A 21,734-nucleotide genomic window follows, 5' to 3' on the forward strand; every position below is an offset into this window, starting at 1 on the left:
AGCCGCATGCGCCGACGACGACGCCTCGGACGTGCTGCACGTCATGGCCGAGTGGGAAAGTCTGGGCGCCGCGCCGCTGCCGTTCGCGCATTATCACGATCTGTTCACCCAGAAGCGGACTAACGCCGCGCCGCCCGCGAAGCAAGCCGCAAGCGCCCCGCCGCAGCCGGCTGCCACCGCTCCGGCACCGGCGGCGCCGGCAATGCCCGTAGCTGCCGTCGCGGCGCTCGCAGCACCGGACTTCAGCGCCGCGCATGCCGAGCTCGCCAAGCTGAACCAGCAAACGCAGTCCCTGATGCAAAAGCACGGCCTGACCGAAGCCGACATCGCGCCCTACTTGCAGCCCGAGCCGGAAAGCCCCGCGCTGTCATTGGACGAGGTGCAAAAACAGGTCGACGCGCTAAACAAAGAAACGCAAGCGCTGATGAGCAAGCACAACATCACGCAAGACGACCTCGCGCCCTTGTTGCAACCCGAGCCCGAACCCGAGCAGGCCACGCTCAAAGACATGAAGACCATGCTGCGCGACCTGAGCCAGGATACGCAGGGACTCATGCAAAAGCACGGCCTTACGGATCAGGACGTGCAGGCCCTGTTGCAAAAGGCGGCCCCCGAGGCGGAGCCCTGGAAAGGGATGGCCGATCTGACCGCGCAGATCGAAGCCGTGCCGGAAGTCATGCCGCAACTGCCGGCCGCGGCGGCGATGGCGGCCGCGCCCGCCATCACGGAAGCGCCGGTCCCTGCCCGGCAACTGACGCGCGAAGAAGTCGTCGCGCGCCACACCGCCAAGCAAAGCCTGAACGGCTACGACCTGTCCGGCGTGGATTTGTCGAAGCTGGATTTGTCCGGCGCCGATTTTTCCGGCTGCATACTGGCCGAGGCCGTTTTTTCCGGCAGCAAGCTGCGCGGCGCAAAGTTCGAACTGGCCCTGCTGCAAAAGGCCGATTTCAGCGATGCCGACCTGACGCAGGCCACGCTCAGGCAGGCCAGCGCGGGCGAAGGCAAGTTCGCCAAGGCGATCCTGCAAGGCGCACAGCTGGCGCATGGCGACTTCACCGGCGCGGATTTTTCCGAGGCACACCTCACAGGCGGCGCCGATCTGACAAACGCGAGATTCGACGGCGCATGCCTGAGCAAAGTCCGCGCGAGCGGCTGTGGAGCGCAGCAAGCCAGCTTCGGCGGCGCCGATCTGAGTGGCGCCGATTTCAGCCAGGCCGATCTAAGCCAGGCCAATTTTCTGCAGGGTAACTTGGCAGCGGCCGACTTCAGCGGCGCGCAGTGCCTGGACGCCGATTTTCATGGCGCGCAGGCGGAAAAGGCCAAATTCCATGCCGCCAACCTGCGGGCCTCGCGCGCCGGTCTGGAGGCGCGTTTCACGCAAGCCGACTTCTCGGACGCGATACTCGAACGGGCCAATTGGGATGGCGTAGTCTTGAGCGGCGCGACCTTCGCGCGGGCCAATCTCGATCATGCCGATTTCAGCAACGCCAAGGCCGATGCTGCCAACTTCCAGCGCGCCTCGGCCAAGGGCGCCGTTTTCGGCAAGACCGATCTGAGTCGCGCCGACCTGAGCGGCATCAATCTGTTCAAGGGCTCGCTGCGCAAGGCGGAGATTACCGGCGCCCTGCTGCGCCAGGCCAATCTGTACGGCGTAGACTTCGACGGCACCCGCCCCACCGTCGCCATGCTGGAAGGATCGAACATCGACAACACCCTTCTGGCTGTGCGACCGCCGGCAGTATAGGAAAACTCCATGACTACCGATCACGATTCGGCCTGGGCGGAACTGCAGCAACACAAGGCGCTACGCGGCGTCGATCTGCGCGGCGCAGACTGGTCTGGTCGCGACCTGTCGGCCTGCGCGCTGCGCGAGGTGCAGCTCGACGGCGCGAACTTGCGTGGAGCGAATCTCTCGTACGTCAGTTTCGACAGCTGCGGTCTGACGGGTACATCGTTCGCGGGCGCATCGCTGGAACGCGCCGACGCCTACGGCTGCGCGTTCGGCCGGAACGATTTCACGGGCGCCGACCTGACCCGCTGGACGGTGCTGGGCGGCGATCTCTCCAGCGCGACATTCGACCGCGCGACGATGCGTCAGACCTTGCTGCAAGCCTGCGTTCTTACCGGCCAGCGCTTTCCGGACTGCGACCTGACCATGGCGATGTTCCGCGGCTCGCAACTGCAGAAAGCCGATTTTTCGGGAGCGGAGCTGAAGCAGGTCAATTTTTCCGGCACTGACTTGAGCACGGCAAACCTGAGCGGCGCTCGCGGCCAGTACGTGTTGCTGGTTGGCGCGAAACTGGCGCAGGCCGTCCTGGAGGGCGCGCAGATGGAGATGAGCAATGCCAGCGAGGCCGATTTCAGCCAGGCGCGGGCCAACGGCTCGCGCTGGACCATGTCCGTATTTCAGCAGGCCAAATGGACGCAGGCACAAATGAAGAACACAGTCTTCACTCATAGCGACTTTTCTCATGCCGACTTGAGCGGTGCCGATTGCTCGGGCGCAGATCTGAGCGGCGCCAATCTTCATGCCGTGCGGCAGCAGAATACGCAGTGGAACGGTGCGAACCTAAACGGCGCGCGCCAGACCGATCCGGCGCTGGAACGCGCCGAGCAATGGCAGCCGGCGCGCTAGCGCCTATCGAACACGAATACGACGAAATACGAGGACGCATCATGCAGAATCTGAATCGCTTGCCGGCTTTTCCCCATCGCGACGAGGCCGAGACGCGCATGACCTATGCCACCGTCGCCGGCCGGGTCGGCGCCTGGTTTTTCCTGGACGGCGTGGGCGACCCCGCGCTGGAACGCGCCCAGCGCGCGACGAGCTGCCTGATCGAACCCGAGCGCGGCGATACGGTGCTGGCAATCCACGACGGAACGGCGGCCGGCTCGTACATCCTGGCCGTGCTGGCACGCGCCGAACCGGGCAAGGCCGAACTGCTGTTGCCCGGCGGCGTCGCCATGCAGGCCGACGCGGGTGCGCTGACCGTGCGAGCCCGGCAGGTGAACCTGGAAGCCAGCGAAAGCGCGGCCATGCAAGCCCCCAGCGTGGTGTTGAGCGGCATTAGCGGCACGCTGCGCTTTCAACGGCTCGAAGCCGCTGCGCAAAAAATGCGCGCGCATTTCGGCGCTGTACAGGGCATGGCTCAGAGTATGACTGCGACAGTAGGCCGTCTGGTGCAGCGCGTGGGAAACAGTTTGCGCTGGATCGACGGTCTGGACGAAACCCGCGCCGGGCGCGTGCGCATGCAGGTGGAAGATCGCTTCGACCTCGAGTCGCGTCACGTCTCGATGCGGGCTGTCGGTCAAGTGAAGATCGACGGCGAGAAAATCGACCTGGGTTGAGGAGTCCGACCATGTTCGCAGTCACCCTACAAGCCGGCCAGTGCATGGCCATGCCCGACGTGTGCAAAGTGCCTGCGCCGCCCGCGCCGCCGATTCCTACGCCGTTTCCCAACATCGGCATGCCCATGATGGGCAACCCGACCACCATGAAGGTGTTTATCGGCGGCATGCCGGCTTTGCACAAAGCCTCTCAGATCCCGATCACCAACGGCGATGAAGCAGGGGTCCTCGGCGGCCTGATGTCCGGTTCGATCATGGGGCCGGTGCAATTCGTGATGGGCAGCATGGCAGTGAAGCTCGAAGGCAACCCGGCCGTGCGCCTGGGCGACCCGACCAAACAGAACAACGGCAATGCGATGGGTGCGGTGCTCGTGCCGAGCCAGGCCATCGTCATGATCATGAGCTGAGGCGATAAACAATGAAAACCGCATGGATCAGCGCCCTGAGCAAGAACGAGCCGCGCGTGGCCGCGGTGTCGCAGGTCCTGAAAGGCTATGGGCTGGACCCGAAAGGCCATTTCTGGGTAGACGACAACGACAAGATGGCCTGGCGCGCAGCGCTCGATTCATTGCTCGAAGCCAAGGCCGACGTGTGGGTGGTGCTGGCCGACAACGAAACGGCCGCCACGCCCAGCGTGCGCTATGCCTTGTCCCTGATGGCGGCGGCGCTGCGCGAAGCGCGCGGTTACGGCTTTCCCATCGTCGTGCTGTGGAACGACGCCTCCGCCCCCGAACTGCCGCCTGCGTTCCTGCCGGCGACCGCGCTGCAAGAGCAGCAAGCCTCCTGGGCGGCCAAGATCGTGGCCAAGGCCAATATGCCGGCCAAGGGCGCAGCGCCCGAATACCGTTTCAGCGTGGCGGGCGACGAGCGCCTGGGGCAGTGGTTCGAGCTGGGCCCGCGCGCGAACTCGGGCGCGGCCGCGTGGCATGGCGTCGTGTTCGGGGTTGCAGGCGAAGGCGCCGAGATCAACTTTCAAGCGGTCGGCCCGCAGGGCGGTCTGCCTGAAAAAACCGTGCTGGAATTCGCGCAGGAAGGCATGAAGCTTCAGGCAGGCGGACTCGACTTCACTGCTTGGGCCGTGCGCAACGAAGTGGGCACCGGCGACTCTTACTACGCGCGCGTTGCCGGCAGCCCGCAGGCGGTGCTGTTTCTGCCTTACTCCGACGACGGCGAGGCCGAAGCCACGGTGTTGCGTCTGTCGTAGCCAGGCTGCGCCCTGCTCCGTCAGTAAGACAGGCTTGCCTTGCCCACGACGTTGCCTTGCGCGTCCAGTCGCAACGCCTCGCCGGGGTCGTAGGGCAGCGCCACTTCGCGGTCTTCGCCCTTGAAGCGATAGCCCACGCGATAGTCCGACGCCGAGGGCGTGTCCACGCGCACAAGGCCGCACTCTTTCTGCTGCATGAATGTCTCCGCCTCGATGACGCCGTTGGGATCGTCAACCAAAACCGAAGGCACATCGGGCGGGAAGATGGCGTTCCACAGTGCAATGCCGCCCGCCGCGCCGATCAGGCCGCCGATCAGCGTGGGCTGCCAGTTGCGCGGGCCCAGATCCAGGTGCTTGGTCTTTTGGCCCAGGCCCACCCATTTGCCCACATCCAACCCCGTGTTGTAGAGCAGAAAGCCGCCCGCCGCAGCGCCGAGCGGCCCGCCCGGCCCGGTCTGGTAGCCGGCCAGCCCGCTGCCCAGCATGACGGGCAAGGCCCAGATCTTGAACGCAGCGGCGCTCACCAGATTGTGCAGCAGCCACACGCCGCCGAGCCCCCCCAGGGCGGCGCCCAATATGGCCTGCCAGTTGCGCAGAAAGAAAGGCTTGGCATTGTGTCGGGCCAGCAGCACGTCGCGTTGCGGCATCAGCGTCTGCCAGCACTGCTTGCTGACGGTGGACGTGTTGTTCAGGCTGGCGTAGACGTACTGCACCGGCACGACCTGCTCATCGGTTTTCGCGACAGATGCTGCCCAGGCCGCGGACGAATCGACCGCGCCCCAGGCCACGGCGACCGCCAACACCATCGCTAGCCGCGCGGCGCCCGGCTTCTTGGACGAAACAGCGGCGCGGCGGGCGGCGTTCACGGGCTTAGTGCTGCGCGGGCGTGACAGCCTGAGCCGGCGCGCGCGGCGCTGCGGCCGGTCTGGCCGCTGCCGCCGGCGGCAGCGTGACGGCGCGCGTCACCAGCTCGCGGATGGTGGCGGTCACATCAGGTTTGCTGGACTGCGCCTGTTGATCCCAGCAGACCCCGATCTGCTGCGGCAGCGAGACCGTGACGCTGGGCGACTGCGGCGGCATCTGCACAGCGGCGATCTTCTCCTGGATCGCCTGCTGGGCCCGCTTGAAGTCCGCGTCCTGCAGCTGCTGCTGCGCATCCTGCGTCGCCTGCTGCAACTGATCCAGGCTTTCGAGGTTTTGGCCGATGGTGATCACGCTGTCCTGGCCGTCGAAGTTGTAATGCACCGAAAGCTGCGTGACCTTGAGCGCCTGCAGCTTGCTCTTGGCTTCGGGAAAATCGGATGCGTCGAAGCGATGCGCGCCGTTGTGGAAGTCCTGGAAGAAATGCGCCAGGCCCAAAGGGCCGGGATAGCGCTTGGAGAGCACCAGCGAGTCGATCTTGATCTGCAGGCTGACCTCTCCGCATAGTCCGGCCGACCACGGGAAGCTGACGCTGACCGGGAAGTTGTAGTTGTCCAGCCGCTGCGCGCCGGCGGCGCATTGCACCGTCAAGGACGTCGCATAGGGCTTGGACAGCGCCCCCGGGTTGACGCCGGTGGGCTGCCCGGACACCGTGACCTGAACGACCTGAGCCTTGAGCTGATCGGTCTGCGGTTTGATGGTGGCCATGGTCTGGTCGAGTTTGGTCTTGGCTTGCTGCGCCAGAAGCTGCTGCTGCTCGGCCTGCAATTTGGCGGCCTGCTTCTTCGCGTCCTCGCGCTGCTGATCGATCAATTGGCCCACGCGCTGGTCTACGGCATTGTTGAGCGTGGGCAGGAAGTCGCTGGTGAACGGCACGCTGTAGCCCAGCGTCTGCACCACATGGAAGCTCTTGCCGTCGCGCTCGATAAAGGGCTTGACGACCCCGTCGGCGAAAGCCCATACGGAGCCCTTGTCGCCATAGAGCTGGTTGAGCTGGGCTGTCTGGTCGGGCACGGTCTGCAGGGGGAACAGCACCTTGCCCTGCCAGTCCTTCTGCACCTCGCACGAGGCCTGCTGCTCGACATAGCTCAGCGCGAAATGCAGGGGGCCGCCGATCAGGTTCCAGACCGGCTCGTCGTCCGCTTCGGTATGGCCGACGAACTGGCGCACCTTGGCCAGCCCGCTCAGGGCGGTATAGACGGACGAGGTCTTGACGGCCGGATCCACCGAGTAACGGTGAAAGTCCGAGGCGATCTGGTAGGCCTTGCCCGTGCCGCCGACCGCCTCGGTGGCGATCTGATTGACCTGGCTGAAATACTCGGCCAGCGCCTCGGCGGCCGCCAGGTTGTTGCTCAGATCCTGGCCGCCAACCTGGGCCGAGATGCCAAGGGTGTCCTTGATCGCTTTGCCGCCGACCGAATCGATGACGCCCACGACCTTGGCCGCCTTGGACGAATCCAGCGCGGCTTGTTTGCGCAGACGCCCGACGTCGCGCGCGAGCACTATCCAGTCGGGCAGGCCGGCCGCCGGGTCGTCGGCAAACTCATGGTTGAGCCGATCCAGCACGCGGTAATACGGGCTGCGTCCGCTGGTGATGCTGCCCAGCGCGACGCGCCAGTCGGGCTCGCCTGCCAGCAGACTCTGGGTGGCCGTGAAGTTGGTGATGAAGTTCTGCCACGCCAGGATCCGCTGTTCGCGGTACCAGGTATCGAATGCGCTGCGGAACCGGGCGAACCGGACATGGTCCTCCACGCTCTTGTCCATCTCATCCAGAAAGGCGTCGATGATCTGACGGCCCGCACGGGTATAGGCGGCCGACACCATCGGCATGGGCGACTGCGCAACCCCTATGGCGCGGGTGTTCCAGAAATCCGACGCATAGACCGGCGACACCGGCCCGCCCTTGTCGGGCACCAGCCCGATGATCCAGGCCATCTGCGGATCGGCGTAGGCCACACGGTCGAGCAAGGCCCGGTCGGCGCGCACGCGCGCGGCCAGGAAGGGATCGTTCGCATCGCTCCAGGCCAGGTGCGCAAGGGCCAGCTGATTCAGCTGCTGATAGAAGGACGCCGCGTAGCGCGCCGTGCGCTGCCGCTGCGGCATGGCCGCTAGCGCGTCGAGTCCGGCGCCATGTTGACGCGCCACATCCAGATTGATCGAGCGAACCAGATTGCGCAGCAGGAAGGGTTTTTCGTCGTTCGGATCCCCGGCCTGGACACGATCGAGGTCTTGCTGCTGATTACGCAGCACTGCGGGCAGGATGGCGCCGCGGTACTTCTCGACATAGTGCTGCCTGAGGCGTTTTTCGAGTTCGTCGATGCGGGTCGTGAACACCATCCACTGTGCCATCCAGCCCGCGTCTCGGCGCATGACCTCGGCCAGGACGTCGCGCTCGTTCGTCAGTGCGGGCACATCGTGATCCAGCCGGCCGGTGAGCACGGCATCGTAAGGGTGCCGGGCGCGCAGCAGCTTTAGGGTGTCGATATTGTCGATAAAGGCCAGCGTCAGCAAAATACCCAGCGCCGCAGTAATCAGCCACCAGGCCGCCACGCCGAAGTACTGCGTGACCCGGCGCCAGTGATTGACGAGTTCGGCCGGACGGGAACTATGGCGATCCTGCGGCAGCACGCGGCCGAAGAAATCATGCAGGAACAGGCCGGCGCGGGCGCTGGGATGCGGCGGCACCGGCGGCAGCGCGCTGTCGAGCACCGTGGAAACGGCACCGCCCTCCTGCTGGCCGCTGCTCAGGAAGAGCCCGCGCAGGAAGGGACGTTCCAGGTAAGGGTTGTCGGCCAGGCAGGCATGGACGAAGACTTCCAGCCTTGGCCGCAGGCGTTCGAGTTCGTTGGGAAACAGCAGCAGCTCGGGCGCCACCGCCGCGCTGCGCGCAATCATGGCAATGCGCAGTTTCTGCAGGCGGGCATCGATGCTGGCGAAGGCGCGCTCGAGAAAGGCGACCTCGCCCCCCTTGCCCGATGTCGGGTCGGCGGGAATCTCGTCCGACAGGAACCCCATGGCCTGTTCCAGCGCATTGCCCGGCAGCTCGCGCGCCCAGGCTTCCAGGCCGTAGATCTGATCGCACTTGGTGACCAGCACGTAGATCGGGAAACGCTTGCCGAACATCTGGATCAACTGCTCGATACGCGTGCGAATGACGCGGCCTTCTTCGATGAGCGCATCGGTATCGGCCGAGGCCAGGCGATCGGCGGCAATGGCCAGCACCAGGCCGTCCACCCCTTCGCGCGGCCGGTAGCGCGCCAGCAGATCCAGGCTCAATTCCCATTCGCGGCGATCTTGTTCGAGGTCCTGCGTATCCACGTAGCGGCCGGCGCTGTCGATGACGACCGCCTGGTCGAAATACCACCAGTCGACGTTGGCCGTCTGCTCGATCGCCGCGGACTGGTCCACCTTCTGGATGGGCGAGGTGAGCCGCGCCCGCGTGAGCGCGGTGGTCTTGCCGGTGCCGGAACGGCCGATCACGATGTACCAGGGCAGCACGTACAGCGGATCGCCCAGGCGCTTGAGACTGGACTTGCGCAAGGTGGCGACGGCGGCTTTCCATTTGCGCGTCAGGGCGGAGGCGGACGTCGCCTGTGCAGCCGTCTCAAGCGGCGCGCCGAGCCGGGCAAGCTTGCTGCGCGAACGCAGCACGATATAGAGGCGCCGCAGAAATTTGATCAGGAGATAGAGGCCGATACAGCCTGCAAACAGCGCCACGGCGAACCACAGCGGCCATTCCAGATACAAGGCCAAGCCCCAGCACAGCACGCCCAGGACGGCGAGCGCCAGGAGCCACAGCAGAACCTTGCCTAGTACTTTCATAGGTGTATTTGCGGCAGGAGACTGACGACCAGCCGCCAGACGGTGAAATGATAGATGCCGTACATCGCCAACAGCATGGCCAGCGGCGCGAGCAGCGCGCCCCAGGTAAAGCGCGAGAGGGAAGGCCGCCGGGCGCCGCCTTTTCTGGCGCCCGCCTCGTCCAGCAAGGCGCCGTAGCCATCGGGGAACATCAACAGATTGCCATCGCCGGGCAAGACATCGTCGCCCTCGAGCAGCGCCGTCAACGTGGCGCGCTTGATGTCGGTCAGCGCCTTCTGGTTGCGGTCGTAGCCGTATCGACCTGCAAAGCCCAGGCCCAGCGCGAGACCATAGACTTCGCGCACGGCCGTCCGTTCGGGTGCGAGCCTGCCCAGGCGCTCGAAGAACGCCACACCCGCATTGGAAACCGAGAAATAGCGCCGCTGCAGCAGATGGCGCTGCCAATCGGCCGCGCTGCTCCAGCCCGACGCGGCGATCAGCGTTTCATCGGCCCAGGCCGCGGCGGCGAACAGGGCCTCGTCGATATCGGCGTCGGCATAGCCCGCGTCGCGCGATCGATTGCGCGCATCGTTCACCATGCCGTCGAGCCGCGCGGAGAGCGCGGCGGCATCGCCTTCGGGCGCCGACTGGAAGTGGCGCACCAGCGCAAAAAAGGGAATGAAGCAGTCGATGAGTTTCATGGCGTGGCGTTACCTGCGCAGCACGACGATCTCGGCCTTGATGTCTTCCGGCGCGTCGAGCCATTGCAAGGCAATGCGGCCCTGCTGCTCGACCGCATCCCACAGCTGACTGACCTGTTCGATGCGGAAGTAATACGACGACGCGCGCCGGGGCAGGCCTTGCGGCGCGGCCGCCATGTGGATCAGTTCCAACCCGGGCAACGCATGGCCGACCAGGCCGGCGATGTCGTCGGCCGCGGCCAGGCGGGCATCGCGCAGCAAGGCGTCGGTCACCCGATGCGGATCGAGCGCGGTGCGCACCACGAGGTAGAAGCGATTGCGGCGATCGAAGAAAGCGCGCGGCAACTCGCCGGCATAGACCCCGTGTTCGTATTGCAGCATGACCAGGTATTCGGGCCCGATCGTGATTTCGTTGAGCAGGCTGCTGATGAGCGCGCGTGCGCGCGTGAAGCAGTGGCCCAGATTGGCGTGGTCGTACGGCGGCAGGCCGGGAGCGCCGTCTTCGGACTCTCCGAGCATGTTGAATCGCAGCGAGAACGAACTGAGTTCTCCGACCAGCTGGCGCAGGGCGCCGTAGACCAGCCACGGATGCGCCTGCGGCGTTTCGATGAGATGGAACAGATACGGGCTGGCGCGATTGAGCGACTGCAACGCGAGCAGAAAGGTGAGGTAGCTCGGATCGAAATCCGTCTTGACGCTGTCGCCCGACGATTTGTATTCCTGCAGCTGACGCGCCCGGCCGGCCAATTCGTCGCGTATGTCGCGGATCATCAGCGACAGCGCTTCGGAGGCGCCCAGCGCATAGCAAGGCGCAATGAAGTCGCCCGCGAGCCGGATGGCGTCCCCATCGCGCGCCAGGCGCGCGATGGGGATCAGGTCGTAATCGCCGAGGTCTTCCAGTTCGCCGTCGAAGAAAATGCGCACGACGTGCTGCAGCGTGCGCACCTGCGCCGATGGGCCTTCGGAGTAAAGATCAGGGACTTCGGGCGGGTTGCCCACCGACACGTAACGCGTAGCCACCGCGGCGGCGGGCAATGCGTCGGACAAGGTGACGTTCTTTTCCTGGATGCTGAGTTTCTTCAAGCCCAGGTACACGGACAAAGGCTTGTCGGTTTCGGTCCAGGCCGCGTCGAACGAACGCGCCGCGATCACCGCATTGCCGGGAAACTCCACATAGCTGTGGTCGGGAAACAGCAGCTGAGCGCGCGTGATTTCGATCGTGCGATTGGCGATGGCGGACTGCGACAGCTCGAGGTCGCCCACCCCCCAGAAATGCGGCAGCCCGGTTTCCATGAGAGGCTTGCTGCGGAATTGGGCATGCAGATCAGCCAGCTGGAAATGCTGCGGCTGCATGAACATGCCTTGATACCAGTAGATCCCCTGCTTGTTGTTCATTGCCTTCAATTCCCGATCTTTTGAAGCGTTTGATGCTGCTGCACCGCGTCCTGGATGGATTCGTCGGTGAGCTTGATTTCTTTGCCGCCGCCATCCAGCGGCACGGCCTCCTGCATCTTCTTCGCCGCAGGATCGTGGTTGAGCTTGTCGGCATTGAGAATGCCGTCGGCGCCGAAATTCATGCGCACCGCCAGGGTCATGGGCGCCGCGCTCCAGGTCGTGGTGATCAGGCCGTCGCTGGACACCGAGAGCGGGATTTCGAAGAGCCGAGCCGCGGTCGCGCCGGACAGCTTGTAGTAGCCGGCGACCAGGCCGATGTATTTCGCCTTCTGCGCGCGGTCCAGGATCAGGATGGAATGCTGGCCGGGCGCGACGATATAGCGCGTGAACTGCACGTAGGCATCGCCGCCCTTCTCGCTGCTCAGGCTCTGGGCCAGCGCATTGGAGTCGGCCAGCATCTTGTAGAAGGGCGCGGGGTCGGCCATCTGGTAGACCCCCAGCAACAGCGTGTGCGACTGGCCCGCGTACTCGTTCAGGTTCGGCGCAGCGGCCACCTCGACCATGACAGCGTCCTTGGCGAACTCCCAATTGACGTTGGCCATGACCTGCTTGCGGGAGGCATCGGGGCTGCCGCCCCCGCCGCAACCGGCCAGCAAGAACGCCGACAGCACGCAAGGCAGGAATGCCGCCAGCCTGGGCAGTAGGGACTTACCGGGGAGACTTGCTGGCAGTGGGTTCATTCCTGCTGACTCATTCCTGTTCGGTGGCGGAATTTGGCGGTTGATGGTGTGAGTGGGCATTCATGCAAAAAACGTTCCATTTCCGTGCACGGGTCCGTCAGGTGACAAGATTGACGGCGGCCCGCGCGTCCAGCGCTGCGATGCGCGCCAGCAGCGCGTCGGCGCGCGGCTTGCTGCCCTCGTCGCGGGCCAGGATAGGATAGGCGGCAACCAGGCCGGCCAGGGCCAGCGGCGGATCCCAGGCGACCAGGTCGTGGCGATCGATGTCGGCCAGAACGGCCTGGGCGAAGGCTTCGATATTGGCGCCCGGCCGCTCGGCGAACAGCAGCTCGCACAATAGCGTGCGCAGCCGCAGCCGCGCGGCAGGCGCTGCGGTCTGCGCAATAGCCTGCTGCAGGCCTGCGGCCGCTCCCGACAGGTCGCCATCGGCAGCGCGCGCGCGCGCCGCGCCCATCGCGCCGGCCAGCGGGTCGGCCGTCGGCGCCGCCGCATCGCCGCCGCCCAGGCTTTGCAGCCATATCCGCGTATCGCCGTCGGCAAAAGACGTGCCGTCGGCAAAGGCCAGCTGCGCCAGGTCGGGCAGTCGGGTCAGCAAGGCCGCCGTCTGGCCGCACACTTCGCGCCGCGCCATATCGTGCTCGTCGCCCAGCCGGCCCAGCGCCTGAGCCGCAACGCGGTTCAGGTCGAGCCAGAACGGAAAATTGGGCAACTGAGTTTCGGCAAAACGGATCAGTTCTTCATTGGCCTGGGCGTTCTCCAGATTGCGCAAAGCGTCCTGCACCGGCTGGACGGGCGCGGGCAGCGGGGTCCGGCCGTCCTGCACAGGCGGCAGCACGTCGATGCCGCCCCAGGCGGCGACGCGATTCAGGCGAAACGCCATCGGCGCGTTCGAGCCCGCATCGTTGAACCAGGCCGCAATGTCGGCCAGACGCGACAAGGCCTCGCCGGCGGCTTGCTCTGCGTTCTCGGCGGAGTCGAGCGGCGTAGCCGGCAGCGTGGCGCTCGCGTCTGCCGTGCCGGCAGCGACCGGCTCGGCGGCGCTCGCGGCGGCGGCCGGCGCCGCAGGCGGCTCCTTGACCGAGAGATTGCCCACCAGCGTGAGCAAAGGCCGCATCGAGGGCGCTTCGCCGTCTTTTTCGGCGGTGACGGCATCGATGGCCCGCATGCAGGCGCGCAGGCCCTCGACCAGTTCGGGCTCTTGCGGCGGCAGCGACGACCAGTCGTGCTCTTCGCTGTGCGCCGTGACGCGCTCGATCAGCCACTGCAGGGCGTTGCGGCGCCCGCGCAGGCGCGCCAGCGGCGGAAACAGCGTGTCCCAGTAGGTCTCGAGCATGTCGCCGACCACGCGCAGACCGTCCAGCAGACCGGGCAGATCGCGCGTTTGCAACAGAGCGCCGGTCAGGTAACTAGCCACCAGCAGATCTTTGCTCTGGGTGGACAGAATCGTTTCGGACAGAGTGACGACTTGCTGCCAATCGATCGAACCGCTGGCGACGGGATTCGACATCTTGCCGATCTCGGCCTGCAGCGTGTCGTAGTCATCTGCGTTGCGCACGTCGCTGCCCGCGGGCTGCGCATCGCTGATGGGCTGCTTGCCGAGGGTCGAGTAGTCTTGTTCGCCGCTCAAAACTCCACTCTCCGGTTAAGAAATCGTCAAGGGAGGTTTTGGGCCGCCCGGGGTTCTTGTCGCCCGCAAGCTGGCGCTGCGCCAACTCCTCATGCAGCTTCTGATGGACATACGCTAACTACGTGCTGCAAAAGAAATAATTCGTATCATAGTGCCAAAGTACAAGAAAAGCGGGACTGAATCCAGCCTCCAAAACCCAGGCCTTCGACTGCCGCTGGCCTGCCCTACGTGCCGCACGGCGCAAGAGGCCGGCGTCGACGCCGGGCCGCATGGGCAGAAAGGAGGGCGCGCGCATCGCCACACTCCTCAGGGGGCCTAATTAACTCTTTGATTTATTTAATATAATTTGGATTCTTGCCGGCACCGCCGTGACGTCGGCGACGATGGTTTGCGCCGTATCCACGCTCAGGTCGGTAACGACGACGTGCATGCCGGCCTGGGCAAGGCGAACCGCGACCGCACTGCCGAGGCCGCCCGCCGCGCCGTTGACCACTGCGACACGCGAGTCAGCCCGAAGATTCGCTGCCGTACGAGCCAGATTTTCCAGTTTCCGGGAAGGCCGCGCCGCTACGCCTGCGCAAAGGCTGTGGGTTCGACCATGAGCTCGAATGTCACGAGGACCGGGTTCTCGCCCCGCCGCAGACGGCCTTCGCTCAGGCCGCCGAGGTAGTCGACCAGAGACACGTCGATCTGCGCGGCAAGGCCGCCCTCCTGCGCCGCCGAAATGTGTCCGTCGCGAATAAAGACTTCCGTCGCGATGGGATGCACCTGCCTGCCGTCGTCGAAAGTGGCGCCGATCAGGCTACCGACGCCGCCATGCACCCGCGCCTGCGCGATTCCGCGCGCCTTGCATTCGGCTTCGAGCGCGGTGCAGAAGTCTTCGTTCGGGCGTATCGACATCGCGAACGGACTGCTTTTCTTCGGGGAAAACGGAGGCACCGCAACCGGCTCGAACAAGGAGAAGCCCGTTTCCGGACTCGGCACGACGTCGAAAGTCGCGCCGTCCATCAGCCATACCGAAGCCTCGATCGGTTCGGCGATCACCGCGTCGTCGGGCAGCACATGTCCGCTCAGACGCCGGCCATTTGCGTCATGCCAGATGCCGTGACAGTGGAGCCACGGCTCGGCATCGCGTCGGCCTACCGTCACGCACGCGCTTTCCAAGCGGACGGATCCCGGCAGTTGGTGGCGCTCGCTGAAGTAAACCGCATGCTCCGGCGTCGAGGACAACGCCGGCATGCAGTACGCGAAGGGCTCAAAGCGGCCCCCGCGCAGCCTGGCGACGGCGCCCTGCGCGCGATTGATCTCGAGCACCGACGTGAACGCCGCCAGCAAGGTCGTGCCTGCTGGCAGCTCGATCTCGACATGCCTGATATCGCAATTCACCGTGCGGCGCCGCTGGGCGGCGACCGGACCGGGATGTTCAATGTGACGCATCGCTCTTCTCCTTTGCGATGCTCACGATACGCCTATGGCCTTGGCCAGCAGCAGCATTGCTTTGTCTCGATAAGGTCCGTTGTATGAACCATCATTTTGATTAACACCTTTATTTTTTAATTCTAGGTATTAAAAGCCAGTCACTCAAATGCGTGGAGATACCAGGTCCATATATCGGACTTTCTGGCAAAAACACGGGTACGGCGCTCGGAGCATCCACGCCAGAAATGCGCGCGGCCGCTCGACCCTATGGCGTCATAACCATCTCGTGCCACGACATCCCGCCGTGATCCCCGCCTGTCTGGCTGATTCAGACGCGCTCATCTTTTCGCAGCCTCGAATCACTGCTCGAGGACACTCTCAAATCGGGCCAGCCCAGCGACGCCCCGCGCGACAACGCAGCATAGACTGCCCCATTGCGGTTGCTGGCAGAAAGACGCAGGTAGATGGCTTCGGTATGCGTTTTGACCGTGGCGAGCGAGATATTGAGCTCACGACTGATTTTTTTCATCGGATAGCCCCGGGCCAGCAACGCGAGCACCATGTACTGGCGAGGTGTCAACTTAAGCAGCGCCGCTTCGATTTCGATCAATTCGGTGGACGGCAGCGGCGCCGACGGGTCAGCCCGCGTTATGGGCTGCAGGGTCTGCGAAGAAGGGGCGAGACCGTTCATGGGGCGGCACGGCTGACCCGGTTTCGCTAGCAAATTGGCCGGCATTGGGTGCGCGGGTTCGCCGTTGAGTATTGGCGACGCAGACTGCTCATACCAACGGCGCCTGGGCGCGACACCATCGCGCGGTCGAGTGCAAATCTGGCCGGCAGTGACGGATGAGCTGGGAACGCAGGTCCCTCCGGCCAGCACGACGTTAATCGACTCCATCATCATATCGGCCGACGCGCACTTCGAGATATAGCCGCTCAGAATCGGAGGCAAATCGGACAGGGAATAAGGCAGGATCGGCGTCTCCGAGAGCAGCACGATGTGTTGCGGTCGATAGCTGCGCTGTGCGATCTCCACCAACTGGAGCGTGAGCTCGATCGTATCGGGCACCGCGAGCAACATCAGATCGATTTGCGAATTGCCGCTACCGTTGAAGAGTTGCGTGTAATCCAGTTCAACGCAAAGGATGTCATCAGGCAGGGTTTTCAGGACCTGTTGAATGCCCATGCGTATCAGTGCATTCGGTTCGACAATTGCAATAGTGACCATCGCTTCCACCCCGCGCAGGAAAATGTGGATCTATGGCCCATTATTTTTGAAACCCATGCCGATCAATTGATCATGCTCAATATCCTGGCGGCAAAGAGAGTGACAATGCTTAACAAGAGTTACTGACTTGTGGCGGCATTTTGTGACTATGCCTGCGTGCCGTGACCGTTGTTGATGTCTTCAGAGCGGATCAGACGCACCTACAGGCGACGCCGTCAGCGACCAGGGGTGCGGGGGCACTCGAACTGATAGACCCCGGACTGGACACCATCGGCCAGCAGAGTCAGTTCGATGCGGCAGCTATCGTTTTTACCGACCGATAACGAAAACCTCGTCAAAGCCGTCGGCGCGTTGGCCTGAACATGCACGGCGCCGCCTTGACTGATCGTCGAGGAACCGGATCGGCCCTGCTTGACGACGTTGAGCCTGTATTGCAAATCTCCCTCTTCAGGGCTTTGCACATAAGTCGCGATAATGCCAGGCGGAGCGTTGGGCACAGTCCCAAGCCAGACGTGCAAGTTCATGTCGGCAACCATCATGGAGAGCTCCTGGTTATCCGGGGAAAGCGTAAACGCACAGATAGCCCGGCCAGGCTATCTGTACGCAGACCGCGGTAGGTCGTCGAGGCGGCGATCAGAAGCCGACCTGGGTTACGACGGAGTGGTTCGCCGTGCCGACCTGAGTCTGATGCGAGGTCAGGTACGAACCCGTCTGACTCACCATGGCGTTGTTCAGGGCGCCGACCTGGTAGATCGTGGCATCCTGATTAAAGCCGTACTTCTGCGTCGAGGTCGCTACGTTGGACATGCCGTATTGGGAAATCGACGCATCGGCATTGGTGTTGCCGGTCTGAGTTGCCATGGCGTGGTTGCCGTAACCCACCTGGACGATTTTGGCGTCCTGGCCGAAACCATAAGTCTGGTCGGTCTTGGCGTAGTTGCCGACGCCAGTCTGGGAGATGTCGGAATTGGCACCCCAGGTGGACGCCTGGTAGGCGGTCGCATGATTGCCAAAACCGTTCTGGTTGATGGTGGCATCGGTATTGCCGTGGGTGTAGTTTTGAGTGATGTCACCCTGGTTCAGGGAGCCGGTTTGACCGATATAGGCATCGGCATTGGCGTTGTACTTCTGGGTGACAGTGGCACCGTTGGCGAAGCCGAACTGATCGGTGGTGGCAGTACTGCCGGCAAAGGCAGCCGTACCAGCCAAGGCCAGTGCAACACCGACCGAGATAGCGCAAAGTTTGGATTTCATGGCAATAGTCCTCTAGCTAGAGTTGTCAAGACCTTGGTTCAAAAAACGCCGCCCAGCGGTCTTGGTACCGGGCTTTGCGGAAACGGGCTATCGATACAGCTTGAGTTGAAGGTTGTTGCCTATCTGCGTGACAGGCACGTACGGGGTGTAGCGCTGAACCACGCTGAGTTGGTTATTGGTTCCAATCTGGGTGAGATCGGCACGACCGCCGCTGAGGTACTGTTTCAACGACGCTTCGTTGCCGTAGCCGATCTGCAGGATGGCGCCAATTTCGCCGACACCGGTTTGCAGCACATTGGCCTCGTTGTTAGCACCGGATTGTGCAACCCTGCCCACATTGCTGGCGCCTACCTGGGTAATTTGCGAGTCGTTGTTGGCGCCCCGCTGCATGACCGCCGCGGTCGAACCATGCCCTAATTCAATTGCGGGCAATTCTGATGTGGGATAGAGATCCATGGCCTGCGCCTGCGCCGCGCCAGGCAACGCCAACGCCACGACCAACATGCCCAGAAATCGCCGCCAACTCGACCGGCTCTCGATATGCATTGCTAATTTCATGATGGCAACCTCCTCGGTCACGCTTTCGGCTAATGACCAGACATAACAACTTGCTCAGCCTGATCGGCCGCGCCCGATGCCTGGGGAACTGACGCTTTGACTCGAGTTTCTTCTTCATGCAGGACGCGCTGGATGATGGCCGAGTTGATATCGGCAGGGTTGCGCAAACGCCAAAGATTGTTCTCGATACCCTGCACGGTCAGATGCAGCACGGCCGCATCGATAGCTGCCTTTACCGCGAGCTGAGCGGGTTCATTGCTGGTGTAGCCAGCCTCGAGTTCCAGCAAATCGTAGTAATTGACGAAGTGGTAGTACCCGGGATGGACTTCGTACGAATAAATCGTCTTGGTGGTCGAGACACTGTCCAAGATCGCGCCGGTATTCACATCGACGGCGCGCAGATTGACGGTGACCTGGTCCACGCTGAACTGCGTCGACAGACTGATGCCAAGAAATTTGGCCCCCAGGCCGCCGGTGCGAGTATTGGTGTCATACCCGACGATGCCGCCTTCGAAGATGATCGACGCCGGTATCAGGTTGGGAATTGCAGTGGCCGGCTCCGTCGCGGGCGGCTTGCCGTTGGGCCCCGGCGAGACCTCGATGGCGCGCAGCACGCGACGCTCGGTCAGCAATGACTGCAGGCCTTCGCGCTCCACCGGGGTATACCAGCCCGAGTCCCGTAGCGCCTTGATCAGAAAAGCAGACGCGCCTTGGGTGACCGCGGTTGAAAACGCGCTATCCGGCGAGGGTTTGTATTGTCCGGTCTCGTCGCGAAAACCGTAGACAGCCGCAACAATCTTGCGCTCCGGCGGCGGCAATTGCATCAGCTCAACCATCGACGGAGAAGGCGGTGTGAGCTTTGCCGGTCCAGACGCATCGGCGGGCTGCCTAAGCGCTCCGCATGCCGACAAAGCGATCGCACACATGGCGGCGAGGCTCAAGCAGCGGATGCGCGCCGCATAAGCGGGGATGGGGACCTCCCTATACGCGCTCATGGCTGTACACCCGTCGTCGAAAATTGATTGAAATTGATCAGCGTCAGCGTCCCGGTATCGATGTTGTAGGCGTAGTACTCACTACCCCTTTGAAAGATCAAGGTGTTGCTCGTCTGGGCGACAATGCCGTTATCGAAGGTGGGCAGGCCGGCCGTAGGCAACGGGAATCGCTTTTGCGCCTGAGCACTGTTCAAGAGATTCGGGCCGTTGAGCGGATTGCCGCCAAAATCCGGATTGACCGGGGTATAGAGCAGCTGCCCGGCCAGCGCCGCGCCTGGCGCGACTGTCAACATTGCGGCACCTGCCAAAAGAGCCAAGTACGCGCCACGCCTGCTGCTTGATTGTTGTTGGTTCACACGCATGATCACAGCTCCTCAGGGCCCAGATCAAAATCCTTGAAGATCTTGCGTTGGACTTCGATTCTGATGATGTTGTCGCTAACGACTTGCACCGCCTGGCTGCTTTGCTCCTGCACGCGCGAGCGCGTAGGCGGCAGAAAGACGTGATAGACGACCGTGTCGTTCGCGAAAGTTATCGAGATCTCGCTGCCGAACTGGGCAGTCGGACGTTCGATGATCGTGAGGTTGTCGCGGGATTCCGGATGCAGCGACGACCAGAGAGACGCGAAATTGCTGTAGAAATCCCAGCCCAATACGGTTTTGGTCCGGTTGATGACCAACCCGGCCAGGGGTTCGGAATTAATGTCGCCCTGATCATTGAGCTTGCCGTTGGGGGGGTTCGGCTCGGCCGGATTGGACGCGGCCGTGTTGGGCGCGGTCGTTTTTGGCGCGAGCTTGACCGCAACCGCCGAAGGAACCACCGCGGCGGCGAGCACGAGCGCTCCAAATTTGATCGCAAACCGCAACATTTCTCTCTTCCCTTAACAAGGCCTGACGGCCTGTTGCATGGAAGAAATCTTATGTCCGCATTTGTAAGCTAAATATCAGCCAAACTTCCTAGGCCTAGCCGTGTTGAATCCCTAGGAGATTTGCCTGATATCCAAGACCTGCGTCCTGGAGCTTGATGTGGGATTGCCCCATCTCTCCAGGCTCGTCGGATAACTTGGTGCTGTCAGGAGAGATAGGGCACTGCCGGGAGAGATGGGGCCATCTGAGACCAGCCGATCTGGTCGTGCACGCCGAGAGTATGGGTGCGGTGGTCATGGCATCTACGGCACATTTGCGTCACGATGCCTCGCCAGAAACACAAACGCCACCGGCAAAGGTGGCGTAGGCGTCTGATTGCTCAGGAAAAAAACTGGTGGGTCGAGCGAGACTCGAACTCGCGACCAACGGATTAAAAGTCCGCTGCTCTACCGACTGAGCTATCGACCCCCGTAGAAGCCCGCGATTATGGCATATCTCGGAGAGTCCGGTCAAAAAGGCCCTGCCCCGATCCATCGGGATGCCCGCCGATCGGACACGCTTTTACAACTGCCCCATCACCACCTGCACGAGCAGGCTGCTGATCGATACCGCAGCCCAGACGCCCAGGCCCAGCAGGATGGGCCGCACGCCGGTCTGCGCCATGCGCCGCAGGTTGGACGACAGGCCGATCGCGGTCAGTGCGACGACGATCATGACTTCGGCTGCGTAATGGATGACGGGCAGCGCGCCGGACGGAAACGCCCCGGCGGTGCGCAGGGCCGATGCCACCAGGAACCACAGGATGAACCAGGGAAACACGCGCGAGAGCTTGAAGTTGTTCTTGCCGTGGCGCTTTTCGCGGTAAGCGACGATGACCACCAGTGCCAGGCAGATCGGGATGATGAGCGTGGCGCGCGTCAGCTTGACGATGGTGGCGAAGTCGCCGGCGGCCGTGCTGTAGCTGTAGCCCGCGGCCACCACGGACGAAGTGTCGTTGATCGCAGTGCCCGCCCACATGCCGAAGCCCGCGTCGGACAGATGCAGCATATGGCCCAGCGCCGGAAACAGCAGCACGGCGACGATGTTGAAGAGAAAGATCGTCGAGATCGAGAACGCGGTTTCGTGCTGGTCGGGCTTGATGATCGGCGTAATGGCGGCAATGGCCGATCCGCCGCAGATGGCGGTGCCAACGCCGATCAGCAGCTTGAGCTTGCCGCCCACCCCCAGAAAGCGCCCCAGCCCCCCTGCGGAAAGGCCGGCAACCGATATGGTCACGACCGTGACGGCCAGCGAGTCCAGACCGGTGTGAGCGACCTGAGCAAGACTCAGGCCGGCGCCCAGCGCGATGATCGACCATTGCAGAACGTACTTCGACGCGAAGCCGATGCCGGGGTTGAAATGCTCGCCCGGCGCGAAGAAGGCGCGTACCAGAATGCCCAGGAGGATGCCGAAAACCGGGCCGCCGATCACCGGCTCCATATTCCCGAGCCAGAGCGCGACGCCGGCCACACCCAAGGATAAGAACAAGCCTGCCGCGTTGGCTCGCAGGGGAAGACGGCTCATGACGGAAATCCTTTTCAAATTCGTTGGCGGCAGGGGAGACGACATTGCGCAGCATCCGCGCCACACCCGTGCTTAAAGACGGAACGAATTATGACTGCCGGTTATGTATAAATA

At 63.4% G+C, this 21,734-nt stretch carries 21 protein-coding genes and 1 tRNA gene; 5 read left to right on the top strand and 17 right to left on the bottom strand.

The genetic code is table 11. The annotated features are described in order from the left end of the window. From ACTHJ1_RS10200 to ACTHJ1_RS10220, 5 genes are all read left to right on the top strand, one after another. A partial coding sequence (locus tag ACTHJ1_RS10200; RefSeq protein WP_440191547.1) for a pentapeptide repeat-containing protein occupies nucleotides 1–1,744 on the top strand: 1,744 nt, incomplete at its 5' end. A 9-nt stretch (nucleotides 1,745–1,753) separates the two neighbouring features. Further along, entirely contained in the window at nucleotides 1,754–2,635 is an 882-nt protein-coding gene (locus tag ACTHJ1_RS10205) for a pentapeptide repeat-containing protein (RefSeq protein ID WP_440191550.1), read from the top strand. A 41-nt stretch (nucleotides 2,636–2,676) separates the two neighbouring features. After that, a complete protein-coding gene (locus tag ACTHJ1_RS10210; RefSeq protein ID WP_440191552.1) occupies nucleotides 2,677–3,348 on the top strand; it encodes a DUF3540 domain-containing protein in 672 nt (223 codons plus the stop codon). An 11-nt stretch (nucleotides 3,349–3,359) separates the two neighbouring features. Further along, nucleotides 3,360–3,755, top strand: a complete 396-nt coding sequence (locus ACTHJ1_RS10215; RefSeq protein WP_440191555.1) for a DUF4150 domain-containing protein — start codon at nucleotides 3,360–3,362, stop codon at nucleotides 3,753–3,755. A gap of 11 nt (nucleotides 3,756–3,766) precedes the next feature. Further along, nucleotides 3,767–4,552 carry a hypothetical protein gene (locus ACTHJ1_RS10220; protein ID WP_440191558.1) on the top strand — a complete coding sequence of 262 codons (786 nt, stop codon included), beginning with the start codon at nucleotides 3,767–3,769 and terminating at the stop codon, nucleotides 4,550–4,552. Between the two features lie 20 nt (nucleotides 4,553–4,572). Here the strand turns inward: ACTHJ1_RS10220 and ACTHJ1_RS10225 are convergent, their stop codons facing one another. From ACTHJ1_RS10225 to ACTHJ1_RS10305, 17 genes are all read right to left on the bottom strand, one after another. Then, the gene (locus tag ACTHJ1_RS10225) at nucleotides 4,573–5,418 is read right to left on the bottom strand and encodes a hypothetical protein (protein WP_440191561.1); all 846 of its coding nucleotides are present in this window, start codon (nucleotides 5,416–5,418) and stop codon (nucleotides 4,573–4,575) included. Nucleotides 5,419–5,422: 4 nt separating this feature from the next. Further along, nucleotides 5,423–9,295 carry a type VI secretion protein IcmF/TssM N-terminal domain-containing protein gene (locus tag ACTHJ1_RS10230; RefSeq protein WP_440191564.1) on the bottom strand — a complete coding sequence of 1,291 codons (3,873 nt, stop codon included), beginning with the start codon at nucleotides 9,293–9,295 and terminating at the stop codon, nucleotides 5,423–5,425. Further along, nucleotides 9,292–9,975, bottom strand: a complete 684-nt coding sequence (locus ACTHJ1_RS10235) for a DotU/TssL family secretion system protein (RefSeq protein ID WP_440191567.1) — start codon at nucleotides 9,973–9,975, stop codon at nucleotides 9,292–9,294. The genes ACTHJ1_RS10230 and ACTHJ1_RS10235 overlap by 4 nt, the downstream gene beginning before the upstream one ends. Before the next feature lie 9 nt (nucleotides 9,976–9,984). Continuing rightward, complete coding sequence (tssK, locus tag ACTHJ1_RS10240) at nucleotides 9,985–11,370, bottom strand: type VI secretion system baseplate subunit TssK (RefSeq protein WP_440191570.1); 1,386 nt, start codon at nucleotides 11,368–11,370, stop codon at nucleotides 9,985–9,987. A 5-nt stretch (nucleotides 11,371–11,375) separates the two neighbouring features. Further along, nucleotides 11,376–12,110 carry a type VI secretion system lipoprotein TssJ gene (gene tssJ, locus ACTHJ1_RS10245; RefSeq protein WP_440191573.1) on the bottom strand — a complete coding sequence of 245 codons (735 nt, stop codon included), beginning with the start codon at nucleotides 12,108–12,110 and terminating at the stop codon, nucleotides 11,376–11,378. Between the two features lie 97 nt (nucleotides 12,111–12,207). After that, entirely contained in the window at nucleotides 12,208–13,737 is a 1,530-nt protein-coding gene (gene tssA, locus ACTHJ1_RS10250; RefSeq protein WP_440191576.1) for a type VI secretion system protein TssA, read from the bottom strand. A gap of 319 nt (nucleotides 13,738–14,056) precedes the next feature. Beyond that, the gene (locus ACTHJ1_RS10255; protein ID WP_440191579.1) at nucleotides 14,057–14,230 is read right to left on the bottom strand and encodes an SDR family NAD(P)-dependent oxidoreductase; all 174 of its coding nucleotides are present in this window, start codon (nucleotides 14,228–14,230) and stop codon (nucleotides 14,057–14,059) included. A 74-nt stretch (nucleotides 14,231–14,304) separates the two neighbouring features. Further along, nucleotides 14,305–15,174, bottom strand: coding sequence for a hypothetical protein (locus ACTHJ1_RS10260; RefSeq protein ID WP_440191582.1), 870 nt, complete (start codon nucleotides 15,172–15,174; stop codon nucleotides 14,305–14,307). 310 nt (nucleotides 15,175–15,484) lie between these two features. Then, on the bottom strand, nucleotides 15,485–16,384 hold the full coding sequence (locus tag ACTHJ1_RS10265) for a response regulator transcription factor (protein ID WP_440191585.1): 900 nt from the start codon (nucleotides 16,382–16,384) through the stop codon (nucleotides 15,485–15,487). A gap of 215 nt (nucleotides 16,385–16,599) precedes the next feature. Continuing rightward, complete coding sequence (gene csgH, locus ACTHJ1_RS10270; RefSeq protein ID WP_440191588.1) at nucleotides 16,600–16,923, bottom strand: curli-like amyloid fiber formation chaperone CsgH; 324 nt, start codon at nucleotides 16,921–16,923, stop codon at nucleotides 16,600–16,602. A gap of 94 nt (nucleotides 16,924–17,017) precedes the next feature. Beyond that, complete coding sequence (locus ACTHJ1_RS10275; RefSeq protein ID WP_440191591.1) at nucleotides 17,018–17,638, bottom strand: hypothetical protein; 621 nt, start codon at nucleotides 17,636–17,638, stop codon at nucleotides 17,018–17,020. Between the two features lie 87 nt (nucleotides 17,639–17,725). After that, nucleotides 17,726–18,196: a hypothetical protein gene (locus ACTHJ1_RS10280; RefSeq protein WP_440191594.1), complete on the bottom strand. Its 471-nt coding sequence runs from the start codon at nucleotides 18,194–18,196 to the stop codon at nucleotides 17,726–17,728. 29 nt (nucleotides 18,197–18,225) lie between these two features. Continuing rightward, nucleotides 18,226–19,137 (bottom strand): CsgG/HfaB family protein, encoded by a 912-nt coding sequence (locus tag ACTHJ1_RS10285; RefSeq protein ID WP_440191597.1) that lies wholly within the window; start codon nucleotides 19,135–19,137, stop codon nucleotides 18,226–18,228. A gap of 50 nt (nucleotides 19,138–19,187) precedes the next feature. Beyond that, on the bottom strand, nucleotides 19,188–19,553 hold the full coding sequence (locus ACTHJ1_RS10290) for a curli assembly protein CsgF (protein ID WP_440191600.1): 366 nt from the start codon (nucleotides 19,551–19,553) through the stop codon (nucleotides 19,188–19,190). A gap of 2 nt (nucleotides 19,554–19,555) precedes the next feature. Then, nucleotides 19,556–20,026: a CsgE family curli-type amyloid fiber assembly protein gene (locus tag ACTHJ1_RS10295; RefSeq protein WP_440191602.1), complete on the bottom strand. Its 471-nt coding sequence runs from the start codon at nucleotides 20,024–20,026 to the stop codon at nucleotides 19,556–19,558. 423 nt (nucleotides 20,027–20,449) lie between these two features. Further along, a tRNA-Lys gene (locus ACTHJ1_RS10300) sits at nucleotides 20,450–20,525 on the bottom strand. Between the two features lie 93 nt (nucleotides 20,526–20,618). Continuing rightward, a complete protein-coding gene (locus tag ACTHJ1_RS10305) occupies nucleotides 20,619–21,620 on the bottom strand; it encodes a YeiH family protein (protein ID WP_440191605.1) in 1,002 nt (333 codons plus the stop codon). Nucleotides 21,621–21,734 lie beyond the last annotated feature (114 nt).

Origin of the sequence: Bordetella sp. (assembly GCF_051960075.1) — a bacterium.
GTDB lineage: Bacteria > Pseudomonadota > Gammaproteobacteria > Burkholderiales > Burkholderiaceae_B > Bordetella.